This is a genomic window from Celeribacter halophilus, from assembly GCF_900114135.1.
In the GTDB taxonomy this organism is placed as follows: domain Bacteria; phylum Pseudomonadota; class Alphaproteobacteria; order Rhodobacterales; family Rhodobacteraceae; genus Celeribacter; species Celeribacter halophilus.
On the sequence record NZ_FORY01000013.1, the window covers coordinates 20,798 to 47,128 of the forward strand.

The window sequence follows — 26,331 nt, forward strand, 5'->3', positions numbered from 1 at the left end:
ACACTGCAGGAAAGGCCCGCGCGGAAAACCTTGCCTCTGGACAGGGGACGCGGGCCTGCCTTAAGCCTCATCATATGAGCGCAACGACAGAACATTCTGACACGACCCACTGGGATGACGAGCTGGACGCCGTGGGGCTGATCTGTCCCCTGCCGGTGCTCAAGGCGCGCAAACGCCTTTTGGCGATGGAGACAGGACAGGTTTTGCGTCTTCTGGCGTCAGACCCCGCCGCTGTGATCGACGTGCCGCATTTCTGTCAGGAGGCGGGGCATCACTACCTGTCGATGCAAGACGATGGCGAAACACAAGCCTATCTGATCAAACGCGGCTGAGCAGGGACTCGGCTTGAGTTAGTTCTTCGGGCGTGTTGATGTTGAAGAACGGATCATTGGCCCCATCTGCCGCAAAGACCACAGGGACCACGCCCTTGCCCTCGGCAAATTGCCGCATACGGCGCTGGTGCCGTTGAAGCGCGATCCGCAAATCATCACGCAAAGACACAGGCCAAAGCCCGAAGGTCGGGTGCCAATGGGTTTCTTTGGCCTCTTCTGTGACGGCCATGCCAAAGCCTTCGGGCTGGGAAACGGCGTGTAGTCGCGTGACCAGATCGGCGGGGAAAAACGGCGTGTCGGTCGCCACGGTCACAATGGCGCTGAAGCCCTTCATCGCGGCCCAGTCGAGCCCCGCCAGCACTCCGGCCAGCGGCCCTTGAGCCTCGGCGCGGCCATCGGGCAGGATCGGGTAGCCGAATTCGGAGTAGCGTTTCGGGTCGCCATTGGCGCTGATGGCCAGTGTGGCGCATTGCGGGGCGAGCCGGTGGATGATCCGCTCGATCAGGCGCGTGCCGCCCAATTCCATGAGACCTTTGTCGATCCCGCCGAGGCGCTCCGCCTGACCGCCGGCGAGAATGACGCCGGGTATTGCTCCGGGAACCTGTGCCATATTGTCTGCTCCCTCTATGAGCTTTCCCTTGGTGGTTCCATTTTGTATGGCTGGACGCAGCCAAATCAAGGGGCAATGCGATGCTTGCATATGTTATGACAGAGGGGCGGGGCGAAACGGACACCTTGCTCACGGCGTTTTCCGAGCGGTTGCTGGCCCAAGGATACCGTGTGACCGGTGCGGTCCAGATCAACACCGACCAGCCCGATCTTCCCAAATGTCGCATGGATCTGAAGCTTTTGCCGACGGGACAACTGGTGCCGATTTCGCAAAGCCTCGGGGCCTTGTCGAAAGGCTGTCGCCTTGATCCGGCAGGGCTGGAGCAAGCGGTGCTTCATACAGAACAGGGGCTGGAGGCGGGAGCCGATCTGGTCGTCATCAACAAATTCGGCAAGCAGGAGGTCGAAGGCCGCGGGTTTCGCAGTCTGATCGGAGAGGCCCTGTCGCAGGGTGTTCCGGTCATCGTGGGCGTCAATGCCAAGAATATCGCGGGTTTCGAGGCTTTCGCAGGAGAGTTTGCACAGGCGCTGGCACCGGAGGTTGACGCGCTGATCCGATGGTTTGACAGTAATCTGTGATCTGCCTGCAAGTTGGGCGGTGAGGCTCAAAAACAGGCGCAGTTGAAGCGGTCTTTCAAGCAGTCTCGGGGAATCGTTTTCTTCTCCGACGGCATTGCGCGTGCTGCGGGAGATGCCGATATTTTGTCATTTCCAAAGCGACGGGGCGCGCGCGATTGAGTTTGCAGCGCAGCCGGTTTTTCGACGGGCGCGTTTTTGACCTTTTTGCGATGTTGTGCATAAGTTTTAAGCTACTGCGTGTATATTCAGCATATTTTCTTGAGTGAACACGGGGAACACCTTTCCCAGCGCAGCAATTCACGCGACATATAGGTTATCGCAAGGCAGTGATGCCGCGATACGGAACACATTCCCGAAGTTCGGGAGTTCTGAATATGTCCCGCTGGTCGGGGCACAGAGCAAAGCCGCTCGATACACCGCTCTTCTCCTCCCAGGCGGTCTATCGGCGGCTTTTTTCGTATTTGTTTCCCTTCGACATGGCTCCGGTGCTCGTGACCTTGCAGGCGGGGAGGAATTATGGCTCTTGTTGTTCGGAAACCGCGGCGCTGATCTCGCATGTTGACGCAAAACAGGCCGCAGAGTGAGGGGCGTGACACCCGATGAGCATTGCAGAATTTGTCCGTATCCTTGGCCGCGGGCCGGGGCGCTCGCGGTCTTTGACACAAGACGAGGCCCATGAGGCTATGGCGCGTGTGCTGCGCGGGGAAGCGGCCCCTGAGAGCATTGGTGCGATGCTCATGCTTATGCGGATGAAGGGCGAAGTGCCTGAGGAACTGGCGGGGTTCACCGCCGCGTTTCGCGATGTGCTGACCGCTGTGCCGACCCCTGATCTTGATTGGCCGTCCTACGCCGCCGGTCGGACCCGTGGCCTACCGTGGTTTTTGTTGTCCGCGCGTCTGGTGGCGCGAGGGGGGCACAAGGTCTTGCTGCATGGCTGGAACGGTTTGGGGCAGAGCGGGCATCTGGTGCGCGAGGGCCTGTCGGATGCCGGTATCACCCGTTGCGCGGGGCCGGATGAGGCGGCGGAGGTTCTGGCGCGGGACAATATTGCCTACCTGCCTCTGGAAGGGTTCTCGCCCGCTCTTTTGCGCCTGTTGCAACTGCGCGCGGATTTCGGACTGCGGTCCTGTCTCAACACCGTGGCGCGGATGCTCAACCCCGGTGGGGCGGGGGCTTCGGTCCAAGGTGTGTTCCATCCGCCCTATCGCGAGTTGCAGGCCGATGCTTCGCATCTTCTGGGGCTGAAAGCCATGTCTGTCATCAAGGGCGGTGGCGGCGAGTTCGAGCGCAATCCCACGAAAGACATACAGGTGTTCGGCCTGAGAGACGGAAAGCCGTGGGAGAGGCTTTTACCGCCGAGCCTTGAGGACACGCGCAAGCTCAGTGATGGCGAAACCGATGTGACGCGGCTTTCCGCGCTTTGGCGGGGTGATCTGGATGATCCCTTTGCCGAGGCCATTGTGCGGGCGACGGCAGCGTTGGCATTGGACACCTTGGGCGTTGAAAACGCCGAAGCGCGTGCGGCGGAGCTTTGGCAGACACGCCATATCTTGTGAACGATCTCCATTTTACCACGAAATCCGACCTGCTTTGTCATGACTTGGCCCGATTCTCGCCACTTTGCGGTAGGAGACTGATCCCAGATCCCGCAAGAAGAAGGAGGCCGGAGATTGGATATCTTGGCAAAAGGACAAGCGCTCTATCAGGACTGGACGACCGGCCTGACTGCGGCGGATAATGTGACGCTTCTGGCCATTGGTTTCGGCCTCATGATCTTCGCCGTGGCCGCCTTGTTGTGGCAGCGCAGCCGTGAGAAGGGCGATGCAAATAATGTGCGGGTCTCGGAATATGCCGAGACGGTGAGGGCCGTTCCGGGCGAACGTCATGTCGTGGCGCGGCAAAAAGGCGATGCCTTCCTGCGCCGCATTGACCAGTTGGCCTGATTGACGGAGGTGAGCCGGCAAGTCTTTTTTAAGATTTTTGTGCGAGAGTCACTTTATGTTCAAAATGGTTTTCAGCGCAGTTCTATGTGCCGGTCTCACTCTAGGCTTTATTCTGGCGAAACCGGAGAGGTTTCGCCGTAGCTCTCAAAGTGAACTGGCGGCACAGCGTTTAACCGCAGAGGCGATCACGGTGGTTCGGATCGACTAGGGCGCCGGATCGATTAGGGCAGGCGATGCTTCAAGGCGTCCCGTGACGCCTTAAAGTCTATTGTGACAGGCTTTGAAGTTCGGCATCCTTTAGATGTCGACCTCGACACCCGGCAAATTCAATTCTTTCAGCAATTCGCGTACTTCCTGACGTGCGGCCACGTTGGAAATATTCAACGCGGATTTGACGCCGACATCTTTCAGATCAAGAAGCGTCAGCCCGCGCGGGAAAAGTTCGCGGAAGATCACGCGCTCGGAAAAGCCCGGAGCCACGCGAAAGCCGATGCGCTTGGACAGCTCTTGCAAAGCGGCCCCGATTTTTTTCTTGTTGTGCATCGCCTGTGCGCCAAGACGGTTGCGCAGCACAACCCAGTCAATCGGCTTCAATCCGGCCTGCGCCCGCAGCTGCCGTGCGTTCCAGACCATTTCGGAATAGACCGACGGGCCGAGAATTTTATTCGTATCCGGATCAACGCGGGCCAGAAGGTCGAAGTCGATGAAACTGTCGTTCATCGGTGTGATCAGCGTGTCCGCAAGCGTGTGGGCTACCTGCGACAGGCGGGTGTGCGAACCGGGGCAGTCGATCAGGATGAAGTCACAGCTGTCTTCCAGACCGGCCACAGCCATCGACAGGCGGCGGTCATAGATATTCTCGCCCTCGGACAGATCGGAGGCTTCGACCTGCGGCAGGTCACGATATTCCGGCGTGGCCAGCTCGATCCCTTCGCGCAGGCAATAGCTCAGGCGGTTTTCCAGATAGCGCGCAAAGGTCTTTTGGCGCAGGTCCAGATCCAGCGCACCAACCCGATGCCCGAGGCGCGACAGCGCCGTTGCCACATGCATGGAGACGGTGGATTTCCCCGCTCCGCCTTTTTCGTTCCCGACAATGATAATATGCGCCACGTCCCGACTTCCCGTTTCTTGCCGCGCTTATCTGCGCGTTTGTAAACCGTTTGTTTCTGTATGCCGTTGATCGCAGTCCCTGTGCAAGAGGGTTCGCGCCATGAAAGTGTTTCACGAAATGCCCGAGGGGGAAATTTTCGGGAAATCCCGTATAACCTCTTGATGAAGCGCGGGTTTCGCAATCGTCCTGTGTGGCAGACCTGCCGCGAATGGCGCGTAGGGACGGAGGCTTTCGGGGCGGAATGTTCGGCGGCAGGCAAAGAAAAAGGCCCGCATTGCTACGGGCCTTTTCAAACATGCACTGTAAGCCGGGCTTAGAAGCCGAGGCCAGCGTATTTGTTTTTGAACTTGGACACACGACCGCCAGCATCCATGAGGCGGGAGTTGCCACCGGTCCATGCCGGGTGAGCGGACGGATCGATGTCGAGCGCCAGCGTGTCGCCTTCTGCACCCCAAGTGGAGCGCATTTTGACGATCGTGCCATCGGTCATTTTGACGTCGATGAAGTGGTAATCGGGATGGATATCGTTTTTCATCGGTGCGATCCTCAGGCTTCGAGCGGCTTGTAGTTGGTGACTTCCGCGATACGTGCGGATTTTCCGCGACGCGAACGCAGGTAATAGAGCTTGGAACGACGGACTTTACCGCGACGCACAACCTCAATCGAGTCAATGTTGGTGGAGTAGAGCGGGAACACACGTTCCACACCTTCACCAAAAGAAATCTTGCGAACCGTGAAGGAACCGGCAATGCCTTTGCCGTTCTTACGGGAGATGCAGACACCTTCGTAATTCTGCACACGGGTGCGCGTGCCTTCGGTCACTTTGTAACCGACGCGAATGGTGTCACCGGCTTTGAAATCCGGGATAGTCTTGCCGAGAGCTTCGATTTGCTCGGCTTCAAGCTGGGCGATAAGATCCATCGCTTAAACTCCAATTTGCTCGTGGTTTTGTCCACGAAGGTTTCAACTGCCCCAGAGCTCCGCGTCTTCGATCGGGTCCGCATTGATCCCGTTTGGGTGCGCCCGCCGGAGGGTTCAGGTCGTCTTTGCTTTGAACATTCTGCCTTGGCCCTGTTGGACGGAGAAGAAGCCGTCCGGCGAATAGCAAAAAGGTCTGTGCGTCGAATCCCGATGCCAGACGCGCGGTGTATAAGCTGCGCGCCGGTTTCAATCAAGAGGGATCGGCCTTTACTTCTTGGCTTTCTGCGTCTTTTGGGCGGCCTGATAGGCGTCCCACATGTCCGGTCTGCGCTCTTGGGTGATCTTCTCCGCCATTTTTTGACGCCATTCGGCAATCTTGCCATGATGGCCGGACATCAGAACCTCCGGAATCGGCAGGCCGCGCCATTCGGCGGGGCGGGTGAATTGCGGATGTTCCAGCAGGCCGTTGGCGTGGCTTTCTTCTTCGATGCTTTCGGCATTTCCCAAGACACCGGGCAGGAGGCGCACGGTGGCGTCGATCATGGCTTGCGCGGCAATCTCGCCACCTGTGAGGACGAAATCGCCCAGAGAGACCTCTTCGATCCCGTAGTGAAAGAGAACGCGGTCATCCACGCCCTCAAACCGGCCACAGATCATCGTGATTCCGCGGGCCTTGGACCAGCGTTTCGCGGTCGCCTGATCAAAGCGTTTGCCGCGCGGGCTGAGGTAGACCAGAGGCCATTGGGCGCGGTCTTGCGGAGCGCCGTTCATGGCAAAGTCGATGGCATTGCCCATCACATCGGGGCGGATCACCATGCCTGCGCCGCCGCCGGCGGGCGTGTCGTCGACATTGCGGTGCTTGCCTTCGCCAAATTCGCGCAGCCGGATTTTCTCCAACTGCCATTTGCCGTCCTGAAGCGCCTTGCCCGTCAGGCTTTCGCCCAGAACGCCGGGGAAGGCTTCGGGAAAGAGGGTGATAACCTTGGCTTTCCAGACCCCCGCGAGATCGGGGGTGTTGGTCATCAACTCGCTGGGCTTGAGCGTCGGACGCACGGCGAGACGGCCATGGGATTTCGGGGCGCTGTCCGTCATGTCACTCACTCGAACAGCCCTTCGGGCGGGTCCGCGATGATGCGGCCCGAAGCGAGATCAACGGTGGGCACATTGGCCATTGTGAAGGGCAGAAGGACAGAGGCCTTGAGGTTCGGCCCATGCACCTCCAGCAAATCGCCTGCGCCGTGATTGAGGACGTTGCGCACCTGTCCCAGTTCCGTGCCGCCCGTGTCGAGCACGGTCAGCCCGATCAGGTCGGCGTGGTAATACTCGTCGTCGGGCAGGGAGGGCAGGGTGTCACGTTCGGCGAAAAGCGTCACGCCTTTGAGCGCGTCGGCCTCCTCCTTGTTCTCGATTCCCTTGATCTGTCCGGCGAACCCGTTCTTGATCGCGCGGGTGAGGGTCAGGTCGAAGGTTCTCGTCCCGTCTTCGGAGGTCAGGGGCGCATAGTCGGCAATGGCCTCCGGCTCGGCGCAAAAGCTTTTGATCCGCACTTCGCCATGGACGCCATAAGCCCCCGCGATGGCACCGACGATGATCCGCGTGTCAGTCATGCTTTGCTCTCTGTTTGTTGCCGAAAAATCTTAGATCGTTTCGGAGGAAGTTTGAAGCTCTGGCGTGTTTGCCGGTGTTTAGCGGTCCAGAATATCGAGGGTCGCGTCGCGTGTCTCATAGCCTTGGGTTTGCAACTCCGGCTCGCTCGCGTCATGGTCGGGATAGCCGACGCACAGATAGCCGACCAACGCCCAAGAGGAGGGCAGGTCGAGATCGGCCTTCAACTGCGCCTGATCGAGACGCGAGACCCAACCCATGCCGATTCCTTCGGCGCGCAGGGCGAGCCAGAATTGCATGATTGCGGTGGCCACCGAGTATTCGAGCACTTGCGGTATGGACGAGAGGTCCAAAGGATGGTCCTGCGAGGCGGCAGGGTCGCTCAGGACGGCATATTGCACCGGCGCGTCCTCAAGTCCTTTGAGCTTTTGCGCGGCGAAGCTCTGGGCCGCTTCACCGTCCTGACCGGACAGGGCGGAGATGTTGAATGTCTTGAAATTCCCGACCACAGCGGCGCGGGCCGCCTCGCTTTTGACCGCGACGAGACGCCAGGGCTGGGTCAGGCTCACGGAGGGCGCGAGGGTGAAGGCCTTGAGGCAGCGCTCCAGCGCCAGCGGGTTCACGGCGATAGGCTGGAACTTCCGCACATCACGACGCCAGCGCATAAGTTCGGTAAAATCATTACGAAAAGCGGTCGAAAACTGCCCGAATGCAGCGAGTTTTGTCATGTCTGTTTTCCAGTGTTGGCTCAGAGATGAAGCGCCATAATGGCTCTGTCGGGATCAAGTCTGATTATGTGCAATCGCGCTGTCCAGCGGAAAGCCCTGTTTTTGCCCATATTTGTAGAGCAAAGGGAAAAGGCGCAGGTGTTGGACACCTGCGCCTGAAAAAGCACGAAGCTCGCAAGGGATTTCCCTTTGAAGACTTACTCTTCTGCGGCTTCTTCAGCCGGTGCAGCAGCAGCTTCAGCGGCGGCAGCGGCTTTTGCAGCTTTCTCTTCAGCGCGGTCCTGAGCTTTTTTGCCCGGGACGGCTTTTTTCGGGTTGTTGCGTTCTTTTTTCTCAAGAACACCAGCAGCTTCGAGCATACGGGACACGCGGTCGGTCGGCTGTGCGCCTTGGCCGAGCCAGTATTGCACGCGCTCCAGATCCATTTTCACGCGATCTTCGCTGTCTTTCGGCAGAAGCGGGTTGTAGGTGCCCAGCTTCTCGATGAAGCGACCGTCACGCGGCATGCGCGAATCGGAAGCCACGATGCTGTAGAACGGGCGCTTTTTGGAACCGCCGCGGGCGAGACGAATTTTCATAGCCATGATGTGTTTCTCCTAAGTCTGACTATTGAGCCAAGGTCTTGTAAGTCCTTAGCAATCTTGGTGTTTTTCGTGATGGTGGATGACTTCCTGAATGATGAATTTCAGGAACTCTTTTGCGAATTCCGGATCGAGGTCCGCGCGTTTTGCGAGGTCTTCGAGACGGGCAATCTGTTTTGCCTCACGCGCCGGATCGGACGGCGGAAGGTTGTGTTCGGCCTTGAGTTTCCCCACGGCCTGCGTGTGTTTGAACCGCTCGCCAAGCGTATAGACGAGGATCGCGTCGAGCCGGTCGATGCTCTCGCGATGCTCTTTGAGCACTTCTGCGGCGCGTTTCTGGGTCTCGTTCATTGCAGCGTTCTCCCTGCAAAACATCCTGTCGGCATCGCGTCGGACAAGCGTCGGACTTCTGTCGGGCATGTGGGGCGGAACATACGGGTCATGCGTAGGCCTCCATACCACCGTCTTGCAGGACGTCGATGGTGGGGTGACGGTAGACAACGGTTTGCGCAAGGCTCTCGCCATCAGGGCGCGCGGCGGTGTCGTCGCGCACGGCGCCGAGCCGTTCGGCCAGAGCGATGGAGCGCGTGTTCTTCGGATCGATATAGGACACAAGCGTGTCGCGCCCCATCTCGACATAGGCATAATCACGGGCGGCCATCGCGGCCTCTGCGGCAAAGCCGTGCCCTTCGGCCTCGGAGGTGAGCATCCAGCCCAGTTCCAACTCGGGGAAATGGTCAGGCTTCAACAGAGCGACCTGCCCGATGAACTTTCCGTCCTCAAGCCGTTCCACCGCCCAAGCGCCATGACCGAACAGCTGCCATTGCGCCACATCGGAGCAAAAGCTGAACCACGCCTGACGACGCTGCAACTGTCCCATGTAGCTGGCGCGATCCGAGGAGAAGACATCGGCGTAGGCATCGAAATCGTCGATCCTGTGCGCGCGCAATCTCAGGCGCTGGGTTTCTATGGTGGGGGCGAGGGTCATGTTTATTTCTTTTTCCCGAAGCCCGAGAGGCCCGGCGGCAAAGCGCCACCCAGACCCGGCAGGCCACCCATGCCCTTGGGCATCGCGCCGCCCAGAGCTTTGGTCGCTTCGGCCATCTTGGACGGGTCCATGTCCTCAAGCCCTTGCGGGCCGCCTTTGCCCATCATGCCTTTGAGCGCCTGTTTGAACATGCCGCCCTTCATCTTGCTCATCTTCTTCATGGCATCCGACATCTGGCGGTGCATTTTGATGAGCTGGTTCAATTCGGAAACCTCAAGGCCAGCACCTTTGGCGATCCGCTTCTTGCGCGAGGCTTGCAGAATCTGCGGATTGGCACGCTCTTTCTTGGTCATCGAGTTGATGAGCGCGATCTGGCGTTTGAACACGCTGTCGTCGAATCCGCTTTGCTTGATCTGGGCGGCGGCTTTTTTCATGCCCGGCATCATGCCCATGATGCTTTCCATGCCGCCCATCTTCTGCATCTGCTCAAGCTGCATCTTCATGTCGTTCATGTTGAAGCGACCTTTGGCAAAGCGCCGCGCCATCTTTTCGGCCTGTTCAGCCTCGATGGTGTCCTGCGCTTTTTCCACGAGCGCGACAATGTCGCCCATGCCAAGGATGCGGCCCGCAACGCGGTCGGGATGGAACTCTTCGAGCGCGTCCATCTTTTCGCCCAGACCGACGAATTTGATCGGCTTGCCGGTGACCGCACGCATGGAGAGCGCCGCACCGCCGCGACCGTCCCCGTCCATACGGGTCAGCACAACGCCGGAAATGCCGATGCGCCCGTCGAAATTCTCTGCCGTATGCACAGCATCCTGACCGGTCAGGCCATCGACCACCAGCAGCGTCTCACGCGGGGAGGTGATCGCTTTGACTTCCTCGACCTCGGCCATAAGCGTGTCGTCGATGGACAGGCGGCCCGCCGTGTCGAGCATATAGACATCATAGCCCGCCATAGAGGCCTGTTGCTTGGCGCGTTTGGCGATATCTGCGGGGCTTTGACCCGGCACGATGGGCAGGGTGTCGACGCCGATCTGTTCGCCCAGCACCTTGAGCTGGTCCATAGCCGCCGGACGGTAAACGTCGAGCGAGGCCATGAGCACACGCTTGCCGTGCTTTTCTTTTAGGCGCTTGGCGAGTTTCGCCGTGGTGGTGGTTTTACCGCCACCTTGCAGACCGACCATGAGAATCGGTGCGGGCGGGTTATCCACCTTGAGCGTGCCGATGTCGGTTTCGTCACCTTGCAGCACATGCACCAACTCGTCATGCACGATCTTGACGACCTGCTGACCCGGTGTGACGGATTTGGTGACGGCCTGTCCGGTGGCTTTTTCTGTGACGGCTTTGACGAAGTCGCGCGCGACGGGCAGCGACACGTCCGCTTCCAGCAGGGCGACGCGGACTTCGCGCAGCGCGGTTTTCACATCGTCTTCAGACAGGGCACCTTGTTTGGTGAGCTTGTCGAAGACGCCGGAAAGGCGATCAGACAGATTTTCAAACATGGGCCGTTCTCCTGTTTGCGCCCTGTGGAATGACCCGTTCAAAGGGTGTCCGGCGGGCAGGGGCCGTTGACGATATGCTCCATCTGGGGACGAAGCGGCGAATGTGAACCCCGTTCAATGCACCTTGGCCCCCGTGGGCGTATAACGCTGACGGGGGGCGATCCTGGCATTTAGCCTGAGGACCGGAAGATGCACACTTCCGGGAAATTTGATCCGCTCTCTACGCGCGTGACTGCGGTGAGTCAAGTCAAAGCGCACGGGCAGCGCATGGGTGGGGCCGCAGCAATCGCTCTGGAATGTCCGGTCCCGCGCGCTAGACTTGTGGCAAGGCCCGCTCGGGAGGATATACGATAGATGCAAGACTTACAGAACACCGCGTCGGAGCAGGGCCATGTGACCTGTGGCGTGCTTTGTGTTGCGAGTGGGGCGGACTATGTCGATCTGGCGATCCAGTCGGCGCGGTCCTTGCGCGAACACGAGCCGGAGATCGCGATTGATCTGGTGACAGACCTGCCGGAGAACCTGCCGGCCGGTCTCTTTGATCGGGTCACGGCGCGATACGACATGCACGAGCGCGAAAAGCTGCGCGCCATGCCGCAGTCGCGTTTCGAGCGCACGTTATATGTCGACAGCGATACGATCTTTGTGGCGCCTCTGGGGGATCTCTTTGGCATTCTCGACCGGTTCGACTGTGCGCTCTGTCATGATGTGCGCCGTGACTGGTCGCTGATCCGGCAGGGGCGGGACCATGTGACGCCCTATGCCTTTCCGCAGCACAACTCCGGCGTCTTTCTCTACCGGCGCAGCCCTGTGATGCTGGCGTTTCTCAGGGAGTGGGCCGAGAGGTTTTTTGCCGATGACACTGTGTTGCGCGATCAGATCATCCTCAAAGACATGCTCTGGGAGAGTGATCTGCGTTATTATGTATTGCCGCCGGAGTTCAACCTGCGCCGTGTGACGGTGCTTGATGCGTGGGAGCCTCTGGATGCGGTGCCGACCATTGTGCATTCGCACCGGTTTCAGGACCACATGCGCGGGCGCGGGGCGCGGATTGCGACACTTGAGGCTTTGCTGGAGGTGGAACGTGCGGCGTTGAAAGCGGAGTGGCGCGGCGATTTGCCGGAGGCGGCGGAGCAGTGGGCGGAATTAAGAAACCCGCAACGCGCAAAATAGCTTGCAATTTCCAACAGACAGCAGGATGATCCGCGCAAATTGTTCTTTTGCGCACATGAGGTCGCCAATGTCCGTCGAAAACTGGGATGAGTTCCGCACTGCCTTTCAGGTTGCCAAAATGGGCACCGTGTCCGGCGCGGCTCAGGCGCTGGGCGTCCACCACGCTACGGTGATCCGTCATATTGATGCGCTGGAATCCCGTTTGGGGGTCAAGCTCTTCCAACGCCACGCGCGCGGCTACACGCCGACCGAGGCGGGGCTGGACGTGTTGAAAGTCGCGCAAACCACCGATGACCAACTGTCGCAGCTTGTCTCGCGCATCAAGGGACGCGGAGAAGAGGTTGCGGGCGAACTGGTTGTCACCTCGCTGCCGGGGATGGGGCCGCTTCTGGCGCCGGTTCTGGCCGAGTTCCAGCGCGAGCATCCGGCGCTGTCCGTGCGCTATCTCACCGGCGAGCGGGTGTTCCGGCTGGAATATGGCGAGGCCCATGTTGCCATTCGTGCAGGTCGCCCGCCGCAAGAGCCGGACAATGTGGTGCAGCCCTTCTACAGTCAGGACATCGGGCTCTATGCCCACAAGCGCTATTTCGACACCTATGGCGAGCCGCAGGGCGAAGGGGACGCGCTGACGCAGGAATTGCGCTTTATCTCGCTGGACGACAGCCACTCGCGTGCGCCTTTCGTGATCTGGATCAACGAGAATGTCCCTGCGAGCAACGTGGTCTTCCGCACCTCCGACATGGGCGCGATGAATGACGCCATCAACGCGGGCGCAGGCGTCGGGTTCATGCCGACATGGATGGCGCATGGCCGCGAGAACATCAGGGAAATCCTGCCGGCCAGACCTGAATGGGGCAGCCAGAACTGGATTGTCACCCATGTCGACCTGCACCGGACGCCGAAGGTGCAGGCATTTCTCACCTTCCTCAAGGCGCGGGCCAAGGAATGGCCCGGCGCGAAGTAACCACCTCACGCACCGCTTGAATGTTGCTTGACGGAATTTGCGCCCGACATGTGCGCAAGCGGGCAGTGGACCTGTGCCCGCTCTGCCGTTAAAGCCTCTTTCAGCTGTCCCGCGCCACAAGGTTTCGGGGCCTGTGCCATACACTTATTCACGCAACATATTGATGTCGCGGCCTTTCACGTCCGGCAGGGCTTCCGGTCCGGTGTGAAAACCTTTAGATGGCGCAAGATTTTAGAAAATGTCCTGAGAGGGAGCTTTTGCCCGTGCCCCATATTGCCGCAGCCAAAGATCGCCGGAACGGCCATCTGGCGATGTTGACCTTTTCCTGTCTTGTTGCCGGGTCTTTTTCCCTCGGCGCGATGGCGGCCAATGAAATCACGCCTCTGGCGCTCAACGGCGTGCGCTTTGTCGCAGCGGCGATTTTTGTGGGCATCATGGCGATGGCCACGGGCGGCATCCCGCGTGCTTCGCTGCGCCAGCCGTGGCGCTACGCCATTCTGGGCGGCATCTTCGCGCTCTACTTCGTGATGATGTTTGTTGGCCTGAAAACCGCCGAACCGGTCTCTGCCTCTGCCGTTTTCACCCTGACACCGCTTCTTGCGGCTGGGTTCGGCTATCTGATCATGCGCCAGATCACCACGCGCCGCATCGCCCTTGCGCTGGCCACAGGTGCGGTGGGCGCGCTCTGGGTGATCTTTCGCGGCGATATTCATGCCTTTCTGGCCTTTCACATCGGACGCGGGGAGGCGCTCTATTTCATCGGCGTCGTGGCCCATGCGCTCTACACGCCGCTGGTGCCGCGACTGCATCGGGGCGAACGCACGCTGGTGTTCACCTTCTTCATCCTGTCCGCCGCCTCGCTTGCGATCCTGTTGCTGGGCTGGCGGGATGTGGTCGAGACCGACTGGGCCCATCTTCCGGCCATCGTCTGGATCGCGCTGGGCTATATCACCGTCTTTGCCACCACCACCTCGGCAACGCTTCTGGCCTATGCCTCTGTGCGACTGGCGGCGGCCAAGGTCATGGCCTACACCTATCTCGTGCCCTCATGGGTGATCATCTGGGAAATCCTTCTGGGCCACGGCACGCCGCCTGCGCTGGTCTTCGGCGGGATCGGCCTGACGGTTCTGGCGCTCTATCTTCTGTTGAAGCACGAAGCCTGACGCTAAGCCTGATACAGGGTCAGGCGCGGCGGCCAAAGGTTACGCCCCGTCTGACAGTTCGCGCTCCAGAAACCGTTCCAGCCCGTCGAGATCAATCTCCTCGAACTGGCCAAACCCCTGCATCCAGACCGACGCGGCGCGCATGGCGTCCGGCTCCAGCTTGCACCATTTCACCCGCCCACGCTTTTCCTGCGCGATCAGTCCGGCGCGGGTCAGAATGGAAAGGTGTTTGGAAACTGCGGCCAGAGACATCTCGAAAGGCTCGGCCACATCCGTGACCGCCATGTCATCTTCCAGAAGCATCATCAGGATCGCCCGACGGGTCGGGTCGCCGAGGGCTGCGAAGATGAGGTCGAGATCATGTGCCATGTGTTTGCGATAGGAGGAAGCGCGGCTTTGGTCAACCATCTGGTTGAATAACGAAAACGAGAGCGTTTTGCGCTAACGGCGATGCCTTGCGGGGCAGGGCGGTTTTCTGATGGTGAAAATACTCAATGAAAACAACGCCATATGTCACGCGCCAAGGCTTCAATTCCACATTGACTCTAAACGCCCTCCCGCATAGCTTGCCCGCAAATGACCGCAGGGGGCTTTTCATATGTCCGAACCGCATGATCCCAAGCGTTTGCACGCTTTGGAAGAGCGGCTCGCGAAGATGAAAGAGGCGCAGAAGCCGAAAACCTCCCGCGGGGAAGAGCACTTTTCCCAAGCCAATATGGCATGGCGGATGGTGACGGAACTAGTGGCCGGTCTGTTGATCGGTTTTGGCATGGGGTTCGGCTTGGACAAGCTGTTGGGGACTTCCCCGCTTTTCCTCGTGCTGTTTATCGGATTTGGTCTCGCGGCCGGCGTCAAAACCATGATGCGCACGGCGAAAGAGATCGAGAGGGGCCAGATCGCCGAACAGGCGGCGGCCAATGAGACGAACGCGGGGACACCCGCACCTGATGAGAGGGATTGAACGTGGCGACTGAAGCACATGGTTCCGAGAGCAGCCTTGTTTTCCACCCGATGGACCAGTTCAAGGTCACGCCGCTCTTTGGCGACGGTCCGGTGCACTGGTACACGATCACCAATGTGACGCTCTGGATGGCGCTCGCCGTTGTCGGTGTGATCCTGCTTCTGGTTGTCGGTTCGCGCAGCCGTTCCATCGTGCCGACCAAGGGCCAGTCTGTTGCAGAGCTGACCTACGGTTTCGTTTACAAGATGATCGAGGATGTGACCGGCAAGGATGCCGTGAAATACTTCCCCTATGTGATGACGTTGTTCATCTTCATCGTGTTCTCGAACATGCTGGGCCTTCTGCCGCTGTCCTTTACCACCACATCGCACATCGCGGTGACCGGTGTGCTGGCGCTTCTGGTGTTTGTCTTCGTGACGGTTCTGGGCTTTGTCAAAAACGGCTCGAAATTCCTCGCCCTGTTCTGGGTCAGCTCCGCACCGATGGCCGTGCGTCCGCTTCTTGCCGTGATCGAGCTGATTTCCTACTTCGTGCGTCCGGTCAGCCACTCCATTCGTCTGGCGGGCAACATGATGGCCGGTCACGCCGTGATCAAGGTTTTCGCAGGGTTTGCTGCCATCGCGGCGATCTCTCCGGTGTCCATTCTGGCGATCACCGCCATGTATGGTCTCGAAATTCTCGTGGCCTTCATTCAGGCCTACGTCTTCACCATTCTGACCTGTGTCTATCTGAAAGACGCGCTGCATCCGGTCCACTAAGGCCCGCAGTAAACAGGTTCGAAATCCTATCCAGCCAATTCCAACGTAAGGAGATACCACAATGGAAGGCAATATCGCAGAACTCGGCAAATACATCGGTGTTGGTCTGACCGCTATCGGCATGGGCGGCGCAGCAATGGGTGTGGGCAACGTAGCAGGTAACTACCTCTCCGGCGCTCTTCGCAACCCGTCCGCCGCAGCTTCGCAAACCGCGACGCTCTTCATCGGCATGGCCTTCGCAGAAGCTCTGGGGATCTTCTCGTTCCTCGTCGCTCTGCTTCTGATGTTCGCCGTCTGATCCGACGCTCCATCCTTACGGCAGGGTGGGACTTCCATAGTCCCACCCTCGCGTAACATCAGGAGTCTTGTTCTCCCGTCATTTCGGGGGATTTCGGTCAGAACCAGGAGGTTAAGATGGCAACAGATACGCATGGGGCCGAAACCCACGCTGCAGATGCCGCACATGCTGCCGCTGAGGCAGGGATGCCGCAGCTGGACTTTGCGACATTCCCCAACCAGATTTTCTGGCTTCTCGTCACGCTTGTCGTGATCTATTTCGTGCTGTCCAAGATCGCACTGCCGCGCATCTCTTCGGTGCTCGCCGAGCGTTCCGGCACGATCATGAATGATATTTCCGCCGCCGAAGAGCTCAAGCTCAAGGCAAAAGAAGCGGAAGAGGCATATAACGCTGCTCTGGCAGAGGCGAAAGCCAAGGCCCAGCAGATCGCGGGCGAAGCCCGTGCGGCCATTCAGGCCGATCTTGACGCAGCGACCGCCAAGGCCGATGCCCAGATCGCCGCGAAAGCCGCTGAATCTGAAAAAGCGATTGCCGCAATCCGCGACGGTGCTATGGACAGCGTGAAAGACGTTGCCAAGGAAACCGCCAAGGAACTCGTCGCCGCCATGGGCAGCACTGCCGACGGTCGCACGATCAACGCGGCAGTCACCGCACGGTTGAAAGGTTAAGGACATGAAAAAACTTTCCCTCCTTCTCGCTCTCACCGTCGCAAGCCCGGCCTTTGCCGCGTCCGGCCCGTTCTTTTCGCTCAAGAACACCAACTTCGTTGTGCTTCTGGGCTTTCTGGTCTTCGTCGGTATCCTGATCTGGAAAAAAGTTCCGGCGATGATCGGCGGTATGCTGGACCAGCGTGCCGAAGGCATCAAAGCCGAACTGGACGAAGCCCGCACCCTGCGTGAAGAGGCCCAGTCGATCCTCGCATCCTACGAGCGCAAACAGCGCGAAGTGCAGGAACAGGCTGACGCGATCGTGGCTCAGGCGAAGAAAGATTCCGAAGCCGCCGCTGCGAAAGCGAAAGAGGATCTGAAATCCTCCATCGCCCGTCGCCTTGCTGCCGCCGAAGAGCAAATCGAGGCTGCTGAAGCTGCCGCCATCCGCGAAGTGCGTGACACGGCTGTGAACGTGGCCATCGCGGCGGCATCCGACGTGATCGCGAAGAAAATGTCTGCGGCGGAAGCCAACGACCTGATCGACAACGCGATTGCCGATGTGAGCGCCAAGCTGCACTAACACGTTCTGATCTTCTGACCGGATCGGATCGCCCCTGAACAAGACAAGCCCCGCCCTTTCCGGCGGGGCTTTTTTATAGCCAATTATCAGGGGTAAGTGACTAGCCGCGTGCCTGTTCGTGTTTGAACCTGAGTTTGGCGACTTCTTCGTTGTGCTCGAATTTCTGCTGGTCCAGCAAAGCCTCCTCGACATAATCGAGATGCCGCGTGACAGCGGCGCGGGCGGCCTCCGGATCACGGGTCTGGAGGGCATCGTTGATCGCCCTGTGCTGGTCCAGAAGCTGCGCGCGGTTGGTGCGCTGTTTGAACATCACGGAGCGGTTGTAGAACACCCCTTCACGCAAGAGATCGAACATCGAACGCATCATGTGCAGCATGATCACATTATGCGAGGCCTCGATGATCGAGAGGTGGAATTCCGCGTCAAGTCGGGCCTCCTCCGTGGGATTGCGCTTGGGGTGGGCGGCTTCCATCTTTTCGAAAATCGTCTGGATGACCTTCAGATCGGTATCCGAGGCCATCCGCGCCGCACGCTCTGCTGCCAGCCCCTCCATATCACGGCGAAAGGCGATATAGTCGAACACCGCCTCGTTATGCGCCCCGAAGAGCCGAACAAGCGCCGGAGAGAAGGCGGACCCCAGAACATCGGCTACGAAGATGCCAGCGCTCGCACGGGTCTCCAGAAGTCCCTTTTCCGTCAGATCTGCCACGGCCTCGCGCACAGAGGGGCGCGACACACCCAGCCGTTCGGAGAGGTCGCGCTCGGAGGGGAGCCGCTCTCCTGGCCGTAAAATTCCGCGCAGAATAAGAAGCTCGATCTGTTTTGCGACAGAGGAACTGAGTTTTTCGGCGTTGATTTTCTGAAATGGCATAGCAACCCCTGAATTTGATTGGTCAAGTTATATGACCATCATCGCGGTGGAGCTATGAAAAAAGGCCGGAACATTGTCCGGCCTTTTGAATGGTCTGAAACGCGGATCAGGCCGAAGTCGGCGTGATGATGATTTCGACGCGACGGTTCTGGGCGCGGCCCTCTGCGGTCAGGTTGGTGGCGACCGGTTGATCCTCGCCACGGCCAAAGGCGTGAACGCGACCTGTGGAGACGCCATTGGCGGTCAGGATGGTCGCAACAGCCGAGGCGCGGCGGGTGGAGAGCTCCTGGTTATAAGAGGCGCTGCCGGTGTTGTCGGTGTGGCCGATGACTTGCACGGTGGTGTTCGGATAGTCCTGCAAGTTGTAGGCCAGCGTGCGCAGATCGGATTGCAGCGAAGGCACGACCACGGCGCTGTCCGTGGCGAACAGGATGTCTTGCGGCATGGTCACGATCAGTTGCGAACCGGTGTTGACGATTTGCACGTCGTCATTGCCGAGGTCCTGACGCAGATCGGCGGCCTGTTTGTCAAGCTGCTGGCCGATTGCGCCGCCCACAGCCCCGCCAATCATCGCGCCCACGGCGACTTTGGCGAGTTTGTCATTGCTGCCGGATGTGGCCGCGGCAGTGATCCCGCCCAGAGCGGCACCGAGTGCGACGCCTTGAGTGGTTTTGGAATTGGTGTCGTAAGTGTCCATACAGGCGCTCAGTCCGAAAGATGCGACCAGCGGGATGGCGATATATAGCGGGGATTTCATTTGGATCCTCCTTGAAAAACTGCTCTTGACGCCGGTTTTACCGTTCTCTGACGCCACTCGCACGATGGATTTGCGGTGTTCACGAAAATGTGGCGGGTTTTCGCTCAGTTGTGTTGTTCTTCTGCCTGTGCGGTTTCATAGGCCAGCAGGGCGCGTTTGACGGGTAGGCCCCAATGGTAGCCGCCCAAGGCCCCCGTTTTGCGCAGCACACGGTGGCAGGGGATCAGCCAACTAACCGGATTGCGCCCGACCGCAGTGCCCACGGCGCGCACAGCTTTGGGGCTGCCGATGCGGCGGGCGATGTCGGAATAGGTGGTGACCTGCCCTGACGGAATGGCGAGAAGCGCCTCCCAGACCTTGATCTGGAACGGGGCACCCAAGAGGTGCAGCTTCATCTCGCCGCCGCCAATCGCGGCCTCGACATAGGGGCGGACCTGTTCGGGCGCGTGGACAAATTCGGCTTTGGGCCAGCGGCTTGCGAGATCGTCATAGGCGGCCTGTGTGCTACATTCGGAGGCAAAGGCCATTGCGCAAAGCCCGCGTGGTGTGGCCATAGCGAGGCTCGGGCCGAAGGGCGTGTCGAACCAGCCGTAGGAGATCGACAGCCCGTCGCCTTTGCGGGCGTATTCGCCGGGGGTCATGGCCTCCCAGCGCACAAAGAGATCATGCAGCCGCCCCGTGCCGGACAGGCCCGTGGCTTCGGTCGTGTCGAGCAGCGTGTGGTTCTCGGCAATCAGCGCCTTGGCATGGCCGAGGGTCAGATATTGCTGGAAACGTTTCGGGGAGACACCGGCCCATTGGCTGAAGGTCTTTTGCAAATGGAAGGGCGACATGCCCAGTTCTTCGGCCAGCGCATCCAGAGGCAGGGGCAGGGCAGCCTTGTCGAGAATCTCGATGGCGCGGCGGATCACCTGATAATGGTAGCGGTCTTCGCACAGTTCCGGAGACGCGGCAGGAAGCGTGTCTTGGGATTGCGCAGAGGATGGCACGGGGTTTGGCACAGGCTTGCTCCGGTGAAACGAGGGTGGTCGGGAAAAGCCTAGCCGTTGCGGCGGGGTTTGCCGACCCGAAACTTGCGCCAAATCCCCATGCCCGCGCTCCTTGCGGGTTTTGATCCGGTTCCGTGGCGGCCATTGCCATCAAACGGCTTGCCCAGACCGTTCTGACAAGGCATTAGACGCCCCATGGTCCAGCAACTCGATTACCAAACGATCCGCGAGATATTCACCCGTTTTCAGGCGGCAGAGCCCGAGCCCAAAGGGGAGCTCGAGCATACGAACGCCTATACCCTGCTCGTGGCGGTGGCTCTGTCCGCGCAAGCGACGGATAAAGGGGTGAACAAAGCCACCAAAGAGCTGTTCAAAATCGCCGACACGCCGCAGAAGATGCTTGATCTGGGCGAAGAGGGTTTGATCGAACATATCAAAACCATCGGGCTGTATCGCAACAAGGCGAAAAACGTCATCAAGATGAGCCGGATCCTCGTTGAGGACTACGGCGGCGAAGTGCCCTCGTCGCGCGCCGCTCTGGAAAGCCTTCCGGGCGTTGGCCGCAAAACCGCCAATGTGGTGCTCAATATGTGGTGGCATGTGCCGACACAGGCCGTAGACACCCATATCTTCCGCTTCGGCAACCGTTCCGGCGTAGCCGTGGGCAAGGATGTCGTCGCGGTTGAACGCGCCATCGAAGACAATATCCCCGCCGAATTCCAACAACACGCGCATCACTGGATGATCCTGCACGGACGTTATGTCTGTAAGGCGCGTAAACCTTTGTGCAGCACGTGTCTGATCCGCGACCTCTGCATGTATGAGGAGAAAAATCTTGACTAAAACCTATCAGGTTGTCGGCATCGGCAACGCAATCGTCGATGTGATTACGCAGGCGGATGACAGTTTCCTCGAACTCATGGGGATCGAGAAAGGCATCATGCAACTGGTGGAGCGCGAGCGCGGCGAATTGCTCTACAGTTCCATGACCAACCGCGTGCAGACGCCGGGCGGCTCTGTGGCCAATACGCTGGCAGGGCTTGGCGGGCTGGGGCTGAAAACCGGCTTTATCGGGCGCGTCCACGACGATGCGCTGGGGCGGTTCTACGCCGCCGAGATGGAATCCGACGGCACCGCCTTCGTCAACAGCCCCGTGCCGGGCGGAGAGCTACCCACCTCGCGCTCGATGATCTTCGTCTCGCCGGACGGGGAGCGCTCGATGAACACCTATCTGGGCATCTCCTCCGAGATCTCCGCCGATGATGTCGCTCAATCTGTGGCCGCCGATACGGAAATCATGTTCCTCGAAGGCTACCTCTACGACAAACCCCAAGGCAAACATGCGTTCAATCAGGCCGCGAAACTGACCAAAGCCGCAGGCGGCAAGGTCGGTATCTCGCTCTCCGATCCGTTCTGTGTGGATCGCCACCGCGACGACTTCCGCAAATTCGTCAAAGAGCTGGATTTCGTGATCGGCAACGAACACGAATGGGAAAGCCTCTACCAGAGCGACCTGTCTACCGCTCTGGAAACCGCTGCCTCCGAATCCGGCCTTGTGGTCTGCACGCGCTCGGGCTCGGATGTGGTGCTGGTGCAGGGTGAGGAAGAAGCGGTGGTGCCGGTCAAACGGGTGCAGCCTGTGGACACCACCGGCGCAGGCGACCAGTTCGCGGCAGGCTTTCTTTACGGCTACGCGACGGGGCAGAGTCTCGCGGCCTGTGGCCGGATGGGCTGTATCGCTGCAGGTGAGGTGATCTCCCACATCGGGCCACGGCCCGAAACGGATATGAAACAGCTTTTCCGCAAAGAAGGGCTGATCTGATTTCGGCTTTCTGATGGTTTTAAATACTCGGACGGCGCGGGAATTTCCCGCGCCGTTTTCTTTTGAGTATTTCCGGCAGCAAAGGAGACGCCACGCAAGGCGCTAGTGCGCTTCGGCCCAGTTGTCGCCAATGCCCGCGTCCACTTCGATGGGGACATCGAGCTTCACTGCCGGATCGGAGGCGGTTTCCATCACGTCCTTGACCACTTCGATCACCTGATCGCAGGCATCCTCATCTACCTCGAAGATCAATTCGTCATGCACCTGCAACAGCATGGTGGCGGGGAGGTCTTTGATCGCTTCGGGCATACGGATCATGGCGCGGCGGATGATGTCGGCGGCGGAGCCCTGAATCGGGGCGTTGATCGCTTGACGCTTGGCAAAGCCCGCCTGCGGCCCTTTGGCGCCGATTTCCGGTGTGTGGATTTTGCGCCCGAACAGGGTCTCGACATATTTATGCTCTTTGGCGAAGGCGACCGTGTCATCCATATAGGTGCGGATGCCGGGGAAGCGTTCGAAATAGCGGTCGATAAAGCCCTGTGCCTCCTTGCGCGGGATGCGCAGGTTGCGGGCGAGGCCGAAGCCGGAGATGCCGTAGATCACGCCGAAGTTGATGGCCTTGGCCTGACGGCGCACCATCGGGTCCATGCCTTCGATCGGGACATTGAACATCTCGGAAGCGGTCATGGCGTGAATGTCCAGCCCGTCGCGGAAGGCCTGTTTGAGGCTTTCGATATTTGCGACATGGGCGAGGATGCGCAGCTCGATCTGGGAATAGTCGAGCGAGATCAGCTTTTTGCCTTTTGGCGCGATAAAGGCCTCGCGAATGCGGCGGCCCTCTTCCGAACGCACGGGGATGTTTTGTAGGTTCGGATCGGACGAGGCCAGACGCCCAGTCACGGCACCGGTTTGCACATAGGATGTATGCACGCGGCCTGTTTCGGGGTGGATGAAGGTCTGAAGCGCGTCCGTATAGGTCGATTTGAGTTTCGACAGTTGCCGCCAGTCCAGAACGCGTGCGGGCAGGTCGTGTTCGGTGGCGAGGTCTTCAAGCACATCGGCAGGGGTGGAATATTTGCCGGTCTTGCCCTTCTTGCCGCCCTCAAGCCCCATTTTCTCGAACAGGATTTCGCCAAGCTGCGCGGGGCTGCCGACGTTGAAACTTTCGCCGGCCAGCTCGTGAATCTCGGCTTCCAGTCCTGCCATTTTCTGGGCAAAGGCATTGGACATGCGCGAGAGCACATCGCGGTCCACGAGGATGCCGGCCATTTCCATCTGTGCCAGCACGGGTGAGAGCGGGCGCTCCAGCGTTTCATAGACCGTGGTGACTTTCTCCGCGTGAAGTCGCGGTTTGAGCACTTGCCACAGCCGCAGGGTGATGTCGGCGTCTTCGGCGGCATATTCGACGGCTTTTCCGATCTCGACCTTGTCAAAGGTGATCGCGGATTTGCCGCTGCCCAGAAGCTCTTTGGTCGGGATCGGTGTGTGGTTCAGGTAGCGTTCCGAAAGCGCATCCATGCCGTGATTGTGGATACCTGCGTTGAGCGCATAGGACAGCAGCATCGTGTCGTCATAGGGCGCGACGCGGACGCCGTGGCGGGCAAAAATCTTGGCGTCATATTTCATGTTCTGGCCGATCTTGAGAATGCTCTCATCCTCAAGCATCGGTTTGAGCGCATCGAGCACCATGTTCTTTGACAGTTGCCCGTCCACAAGGTTCGAGCCGCCAAAGAGATCGTCCTCGCCCAGCGTGTGACCGACGGGGATATAGCATGCCTCGCCCGGCTCGACGCAAAGCGACACGCCGACCAGATCGGCCTGCATCTCGTCAAGGCCCGTGGTCTCTGTGTCCACGGCGACATAGCCACGCGCATAGATGGCGTCGATCCACCGCTCCAGCGCGCCCATCGTGGTGACTTTTTCGTAAGACGCGGTGTCAAAGGGCTTGGTCTCGGGCGCGGCGGGCGCATCCGGTGAGGATGCGGCAGAAGGAGCAGGGGCGTCGGGAATGGCCGGTGCCTCGACGTTGAACTTTTCGGCGACACGTTTGACAATGGTGCGGAATTCCATCTCGGAGAGGAAGGCCAGCAGTTTCTCTGTGTCCGGTTCCTTGACCTCAAGGCTGTCGAGGGTGAAATCCAGTTCCATGTCGCAGTCCAGCTTGACCAGATCGCGGGAGATGCGGATCAGCTCGGCATTCTCGATCAGGGTCTGGCGGCGTTTGGGTTGTTTGATCTCTTCGGCCCGCGCCAGAAGCGTTTCGAGATCGCCGTATTCGTTGATCAGAAGGGCGGCGGTCTTGATCCCGATGCCGGGTGCGCCGGGGACGTTATCGACCGAGTCGCCCGCAAGCGCCTGCACATCGACGACGCGCTCCGGTCCGACGCCGAATTTCTCCTCGACCCCTTCGCGGTCGATGCGTTTGTTCTTCATTGGATCGAGCATCTCGACCCCGCCACCGACAAGCTGCATCAGATCCTTGTCCGAGGAAATGATCGTCACGCGCCCGCCTGCATCACGCGCCTGATGGGACAAGGTGCCGATGATGTCGTCGGCCTCGAACCCTTCGATCTCGATACAGGCGACGTTGAAGGCGCGGGTGGCCGCGCGCGTCAGCGGGAACTGCGGCACGAGGTCTTCGGGCGCGGGCGGGCGGTTGGCCTTGTAGGCGGAATAGAGATTGTTGCGGAAGGTCTTGCCGGAATAGTCGAAAATCACCGCGGCGTGAGTCGGAGCATCGGCGCCGGTGTTGGCCTCGATATAGCGGTAGAGCATGTTGCAAAACCCGCTGACCGCCCCGATCGGCAGCCCGTCCGATTTGCGGGTGAGCGGCGGAAGCGCGTGGTAGGCGCGGAAAATAAAGGCCGATCCGTCGATGAGGTGAAGGTGGCTGCCTTTTCCGAATGTCATGCGCGTCTTTCCCTGTGCTCAAAAGTTGCGCCTTGATAACACGGAATGACGCGACACCTGCAAGCCGGTATTGCGCAAGACCCGCATGGCAGATCGGGTCAGGCCATAAAACGTGTCACAAAGGTCGGTGTGCCGTGCGGATCCTCCCTGTGCAGGAAGCCCGCGCGGCAGGCCCATGCGCCTCAGGCGTCCTGAAGCTTGCTGCTTTCGTGGACGAATTTCTTGTCGCAATAGGGACATTCCACATAGCCGGTGTCATGCGGGATCACGAGCCAGACACGCGGGTGGCCAAGCGCACCCTCGCCGCCATCGCAAGCCACTTTCCATTTGGAGACCACTTCCGTTTCCGGCGCTTCAATCGTCATGTCCTGTCCTTTTCGCTGTCTGGCGTCAGCCGCATGAGGGGGCTGTGCGGGTCTGTGCAAAGGGCTTGGCGGTTGGTGCGGTTGCCGCAGCCATACAGACCGCCTAAGTCAGGGGCATATGATAGCGATCCGTGCGGCACGGACAAGAGGCAACCGCCCGTAGAACAGGCGTGCGGACAGAAGGAGCGAGACCGATGAGCAACGCACTTGAGATCGAAGCCCTGCGCAAGACCTATGCAGGCGGGGCCGGACAGCCTCCGAAAGAGGCGCTCAAAGGTGTCGATCTGGCGATTCCGCAGGGGTCGATCTTTGGTCTTCTGGGGCCGAATGGCGCGGGCAAATCCACCTTGATCAACATTCTTGCGGGGCTGGTCATCAAGACCTCCGGCAAGGTGCGGATCTGGGGATTCGATCAGGACGTGAATCCGCGCCAGTCCCGCGCCGCCATCGGGGTTATGCCGCAGGAGCTGAACCTCGATCCCTTCTTTACCCCGCGCGGGGCGCTTGAAGTGCAAGCGGGCCTCTACGGCGTGCCGAAACGCGATCGGCGCACCGATGAAATCCTCGAGCTTATCGGGTTGTCCGACAAGGCTGACGCCTATGCGCGCACGCTGTCGGGCGGGATGCGGCGGCGGCTTTTGCTGGGCAAGGCGCTGGTGCATGACCCGCAAATTCTCGTGCTGGACGAACCGACCGCAGGGGTCGATATCGAGCTGCGCCAGATGCTCTGGACCAATGTGCGCAAACTCAACGAGGAGCGGGGCATGACCATCATTCTCACCACGCATTACCTCGAAGAGGCGCAGGAAATGTGCGACGAGATCGCCATCATCAATCACGGCGAATTGATCAAACAGGACACGACCAAGAACCTCTTGGGGCTGATGGATGCCAAGACGCTGGTGATCGAACCCGAAGGCGGCGCGCCGGAGAGTTTTGCTTTGCCCGAAGGTGTCAAAATGGGACGCCGCCGCGACGGGGCTCTGGTCTTCGATTTCTCGCGCGGGCAAGCCTCGGTCGGAGCCATCCTGGATGCGGTCAAGGCCGCTGGCATCACCATCGGAGACGTGCGCACGATGGAGCCGGATCTGGAAGATGTCTTTGTCGAACTGACTTCGGGAAAATAACCCACGCGCGGGTGCGGGCTTTCTGATGGTCTAAATACTCA

35 protein-coding genes are annotated in these 26,331 nt (G+C 59.6%); 17 read left to right on the forward strand and 18 right to left on the reverse strand.

The genetic code is table 11. The features are described 5' to 3' along the window. Nucleotides 1–74 precede the first annotated feature (74 nt). Entirely contained in the window at nucleotides 75–332 is a 258-nt protein-coding gene (locus tag BM152_RS13385; protein WP_066608643.1) for a sulfurtransferase TusA family protein, read from the forward strand. On the opposite strand, the gene mobA is transcribed toward BM152_RS13385, so the two are convergent. Continuing rightward, a complete protein-coding gene (gene mobA / locus BM152_RS13390) occupies nucleotides 319–942 on the reverse strand; it encodes a molybdenum cofactor guanylyltransferase MobA (RefSeq protein ID WP_066608645.1) in 624 nt (207 codons plus the stop codon). The two genes, BM152_RS13385 and mobA, sit on opposite strands and share 14 nt — an antisense overlap. Nucleotides 943–1,022: 80 nt before the next feature. Here mobA and BM152_RS13395 point away from each other — a divergent pair, with 80 nt between their 5' ends. The 5 genes from BM152_RS13395 (at nucleotide 1,023) to BM152_RS19295 (ending at nucleotide 3,671) form a co-directional block, all read left to right on the forward strand. Further along, complete coding sequence (locus BM152_RS13395) at nucleotides 1,023–1,520, forward strand: DUF2478 domain-containing protein (protein ID WP_066608647.1); 498 nt, start codon at nucleotides 1,023–1,025, stop codon at nucleotides 1,518–1,520. Nucleotides 1,521–1,894: 374 nt separating this feature from the next. Continuing rightward, on the forward strand, nucleotides 1,895–2,104 hold the full coding sequence (locus BM152_RS13400) for a hypothetical protein (RefSeq protein ID WP_066608650.1): 210 nt from the start codon (nucleotides 1,895–1,897) through the stop codon (nucleotides 2,102–2,104). A gap of 15 nt (nucleotides 2,105–2,119) precedes the next feature. Next, complete coding sequence (locus BM152_RS13405) at nucleotides 2,120–3,076, forward strand: glycosyl transferase family protein (RefSeq protein WP_066608653.1); 957 nt, start codon at nucleotides 2,120–2,122, stop codon at nucleotides 3,074–3,076. A gap of 114 nt (nucleotides 3,077–3,190) precedes the next feature. After that, nucleotides 3,191–3,463 carry a hypothetical protein gene (locus BM152_RS13410; RefSeq protein ID WP_066608657.1) on the forward strand — a complete coding sequence of 91 codons (273 nt, stop codon included), beginning with the start codon at nucleotides 3,191–3,193 and terminating at the stop codon, nucleotides 3,461–3,463. A 55-nt stretch (nucleotides 3,464–3,518) separates the two neighbouring features. Then, nucleotides 3,519–3,671: a hypothetical protein gene (locus BM152_RS19295; RefSeq protein ID WP_156444385.1), complete on the forward strand. Its 153-nt coding sequence runs from the start codon at nucleotides 3,519–3,521 to the stop codon at nucleotides 3,669–3,671. An 89-nt stretch (nucleotides 3,672–3,760) separates the two neighbouring features. On the opposite strand, the gene BM152_RS13415 is transcribed toward BM152_RS19295, so the two are convergent. The 10 genes from BM152_RS13415 to ffh all read right to left on the reverse strand — a co-directional run bounded on the left by BM152_RS13415 (nucleotide 3,761) and on the right by ffh (nucleotide 10,902). Continuing rightward, on the reverse strand, nucleotides 3,761–4,573 hold the full coding sequence (locus tag BM152_RS13415; protein ID WP_066608659.1) for a division plane positioning ATPase MipZ: 813 nt from the start codon (nucleotides 4,571–4,573) through the stop codon (nucleotides 3,761–3,763). Between the two features lie 314 nt (nucleotides 4,574–4,887). Then, nucleotides 4,888–5,109, reverse strand: coding sequence for a 50S ribosomal protein L31 (gene rpmE, locus BM152_RS13420; RefSeq protein WP_066608661.1), 222 nt, complete (start codon nucleotides 5,107–5,109; stop codon nucleotides 4,888–4,890). An 11-nt stretch (nucleotides 5,110–5,120) separates the two neighbouring features. Further along, nucleotides 5,121–5,495 (reverse strand): 50S ribosomal protein L19, encoded by a 375-nt coding sequence (gene rplS, locus BM152_RS13425; protein WP_066608665.1) that lies wholly within the window; start codon nucleotides 5,493–5,495, stop codon nucleotides 5,121–5,123. A 267-nt stretch (nucleotides 5,496–5,762) separates the two neighbouring features. Further along, the gene (gene trmD, locus BM152_RS13430) at nucleotides 5,763–6,587 is read right to left on the reverse strand and encodes a tRNA (guanosine(37)-N1)-methyltransferase TrmD (protein ID WP_066608668.1); all 825 of its coding nucleotides are present in this window, start codon (nucleotides 6,585–6,587) and stop codon (nucleotides 5,763–5,765) included. A 5-nt stretch (nucleotides 6,588–6,592) separates the two neighbouring features. Continuing rightward, nucleotides 6,593–7,102, reverse strand: coding sequence for a ribosome maturation factor RimM (gene rimM / locus BM152_RS13435; RefSeq protein WP_066608670.1), 510 nt, complete (start codon nucleotides 7,100–7,102; stop codon nucleotides 6,593–6,595). 78 nt (nucleotides 7,103–7,180) lie between these two features. Then, nucleotides 7,181–7,828, reverse strand: coding sequence for a 5,6-dimethylbenzimidazole synthase (gene bluB, locus BM152_RS13440; RefSeq protein WP_066608673.1), 648 nt, complete (start codon nucleotides 7,826–7,828; stop codon nucleotides 7,181–7,183). A gap of 197 nt (nucleotides 7,829–8,025) precedes the next feature. After that, a complete protein-coding gene (gene rpsP / locus BM152_RS13445; protein ID WP_066608676.1) occupies nucleotides 8,026–8,412 on the reverse strand; it encodes a 30S ribosomal protein S16 in 387 nt (128 codons plus the stop codon). A gap of 48 nt (nucleotides 8,413–8,460) precedes the next feature. Continuing rightward, nucleotides 8,461–8,760 carry a chorismate mutase gene (locus BM152_RS13450; RefSeq protein ID WP_066608679.1) on the reverse strand — a complete coding sequence of 100 codons (300 nt, stop codon included), beginning with the start codon at nucleotides 8,758–8,760 and terminating at the stop codon, nucleotides 8,461–8,463. A gap of 88 nt (nucleotides 8,761–8,848) precedes the next feature. Next, entirely contained in the window at nucleotides 8,849–9,397 is a 549-nt protein-coding gene (locus tag BM152_RS13455) for a GNAT family N-acetyltransferase (protein ID WP_066608682.1), read from the reverse strand. A 2-nt stretch (nucleotides 9,398–9,399) separates the two neighbouring features. Further along, on the reverse strand, nucleotides 9,400–10,902 hold the full coding sequence (gene ffh / locus BM152_RS13460) for a signal recognition particle protein (RefSeq protein WP_066608687.1): 1,503 nt from the start codon (nucleotides 10,900–10,902) through the stop codon (nucleotides 9,400–9,402). Nucleotides 10,903–11,256: 354 nt separating this feature from the next. Between ffh and BM152_RS13465 the strand changes: the two genes are divergently transcribed. The 3 genes from BM152_RS13465 (at nucleotide 11,257) to BM152_RS13475 (ending at nucleotide 14,202) form a co-directional block, all read left to right on the forward strand. Further along, complete coding sequence (locus BM152_RS13465; RefSeq protein ID WP_066608689.1) at nucleotides 11,257–12,075, forward strand: glycosyltransferase family protein; 819 nt, start codon at nucleotides 11,257–11,259, stop codon at nucleotides 12,073–12,075. Between the two features lie 67 nt (nucleotides 12,076–12,142). Continuing rightward, nucleotides 12,143–13,039, forward strand: coding sequence for a LysR family transcriptional regulator (locus BM152_RS13470; protein WP_066608691.1), 897 nt, complete (start codon nucleotides 12,143–12,145; stop codon nucleotides 13,037–13,039). A gap of 263 nt (nucleotides 13,040–13,302) precedes the next feature. Continuing rightward, a complete protein-coding gene (locus BM152_RS13475; RefSeq protein ID WP_231730594.1) occupies nucleotides 13,303–14,202 on the forward strand; it encodes a DMT family transporter in 900 nt (299 codons plus the stop codon). A gap of 39 nt (nucleotides 14,203–14,241) precedes the next feature. Here BM152_RS13475 and BM152_RS13480 read toward each other — a convergent pair whose 3' ends face one another. Next, on the reverse strand, nucleotides 14,242–14,571 hold the full coding sequence (locus BM152_RS13480) for an ArsR/SmtB family transcription factor (RefSeq protein ID WP_066608864.1): 330 nt from the start codon (nucleotides 14,569–14,571) through the stop codon (nucleotides 14,242–14,244). A gap of 229 nt (nucleotides 14,572–14,800) precedes the next feature. On the opposite strand from BM152_RS13480, the gene BM152_RS13485 reads away from it, so the two are divergent. The 5 genes from BM152_RS13485 to BM152_RS13505 all read left to right on the forward strand — a co-directional run bounded on the left by BM152_RS13485 (nucleotide 14,801) and on the right by BM152_RS13505 (nucleotide 17,449). Continuing rightward, the gene (locus BM152_RS13485; RefSeq protein ID WP_066608693.1) at nucleotides 14,801–15,163 is read left to right on the forward strand and encodes an AtpZ/AtpI family protein; all 363 of its coding nucleotides are present in this window, start codon (nucleotides 14,801–14,803) and stop codon (nucleotides 15,161–15,163) included. A gap of 2 nt (nucleotides 15,164–15,165) precedes the next feature. Next, nucleotides 15,166–15,921 (forward strand): F0F1 ATP synthase subunit A, encoded by a 756-nt coding sequence (locus tag BM152_RS13490; RefSeq protein ID WP_066608695.1) that lies wholly within the window; start codon nucleotides 15,166–15,168, stop codon nucleotides 15,919–15,921. 61 nt (nucleotides 15,922–15,982) lie between these two features. Next, entirely contained in the window at nucleotides 15,983–16,219 is a 237-nt protein-coding gene (locus tag BM152_RS13495) for a F0F1 ATP synthase subunit C (protein ID WP_066608699.1), read from the forward strand. A gap of 116 nt (nucleotides 16,220–16,335) precedes the next feature. Beyond that, complete coding sequence (locus BM152_RS13500) at nucleotides 16,336–16,887, forward strand: F0F1 ATP synthase subunit B' (protein WP_066608701.1); 552 nt, start codon at nucleotides 16,336–16,338, stop codon at nucleotides 16,885–16,887. A gap of 4 nt (nucleotides 16,888–16,891) precedes the next feature. Continuing rightward, nucleotides 16,892–17,449, forward strand: coding sequence for a F0F1 ATP synthase subunit B (locus BM152_RS13505; protein ID WP_066608704.1), 558 nt, complete (start codon nucleotides 16,892–16,894; stop codon nucleotides 17,447–17,449). 100 nt (nucleotides 17,450–17,549) lie between these two features. Here the strand turns inward: BM152_RS13505 and BM152_RS13510 are convergent, their stop codons facing one another. The 4 genes from BM152_RS13510 to BM152_RS19650 all read right to left on the reverse strand — a co-directional run bounded on the left by BM152_RS13510 (nucleotide 17,550) and on the right by BM152_RS19650 (nucleotide 20,251). After that, on the reverse strand, nucleotides 17,550–18,320 hold the full coding sequence (locus tag BM152_RS13510; RefSeq protein WP_066608706.1) for a FadR/GntR family transcriptional regulator: 771 nt from the start codon (nucleotides 18,318–18,320) through the stop codon (nucleotides 17,550–17,552). 106 nt (nucleotides 18,321–18,426) lie between these two features. After that, complete coding sequence (locus tag BM152_RS13515; protein WP_066608708.1) at nucleotides 18,427–19,077, reverse strand: YiaD family glycine zipper/OmpA-like lipoprotein; 651 nt, start codon at nucleotides 19,075–19,077, stop codon at nucleotides 18,427–18,429. Nucleotides 19,078–19,181: 104 nt separating this feature from the next. Further along, the gene (locus BM152_RS13520) at nucleotides 19,182–20,015 is read right to left on the reverse strand and encodes a methylated-DNA--[protein]-cysteine S-methyltransferase (RefSeq protein ID WP_066608867.1); all 834 of its coding nucleotides are present in this window, start codon (nucleotides 20,013–20,015) and stop codon (nucleotides 19,182–19,184) included. A gap of 101 nt (nucleotides 20,016–20,116) precedes the next feature. After that, complete coding sequence (locus BM152_RS19650; RefSeq protein ID WP_269446565.1) at nucleotides 20,117–20,251, reverse strand: hypothetical protein; 135 nt, start codon at nucleotides 20,249–20,251, stop codon at nucleotides 20,117–20,119. Between the two features lie 10 nt (nucleotides 20,252–20,261). Between BM152_RS19650 and nth the strand changes: the two genes are divergently transcribed. Continuing rightward, nucleotides 20,262–20,909 carry an endonuclease III gene (gene nth, locus BM152_RS13525; protein ID WP_066608710.1) on the forward strand — a complete coding sequence of 216 codons (648 nt, stop codon included), beginning with the start codon at nucleotides 20,262–20,264 and terminating at the stop codon, nucleotides 20,907–20,909. After that, entirely contained in the window at nucleotides 20,902–21,888 is a 987-nt protein-coding gene (locus tag BM152_RS13530) for an adenosine kinase (protein ID WP_066608712.1), read from the forward strand. Before nth ends, BM152_RS13530 begins: the two co-directional genes overlap by 8 nt. A 102-nt stretch (nucleotides 21,889–21,990) precedes the next feature. On the opposite strand, the gene polA is transcribed toward BM152_RS13530, so the two are convergent. Continuing rightward, nucleotides 21,991–24,798: a DNA polymerase I gene (polA, locus tag BM152_RS13535; protein ID WP_066608715.1), complete on the reverse strand. Its 2,808-nt coding sequence runs from the start codon at nucleotides 24,796–24,798 to the stop codon at nucleotides 21,991–21,993. 182 nt (nucleotides 24,799–24,980) lie between these two features. Beyond that, nucleotides 24,981–25,163: a zinc-finger domain-containing protein gene (locus BM152_RS13540; protein ID WP_066608716.1), complete on the reverse strand. Its 183-nt coding sequence runs from the start codon at nucleotides 25,161–25,163 to the stop codon at nucleotides 24,981–24,983. 194 nt (nucleotides 25,164–25,357) lie between these two features. On the opposite strand from BM152_RS13540, the gene BM152_RS13545 reads away from it, so the two are divergent. Continuing rightward, nucleotides 25,358–26,290 carry an ABC transporter ATP-binding protein gene (locus BM152_RS13545; RefSeq protein WP_066608718.1) on the forward strand — a complete coding sequence of 311 codons (933 nt, stop codon included), beginning with the start codon at nucleotides 25,358–25,360 and terminating at the stop codon, nucleotides 26,288–26,290. Nucleotides 26,291–26,331: the final 41 nt, after the last annotated feature.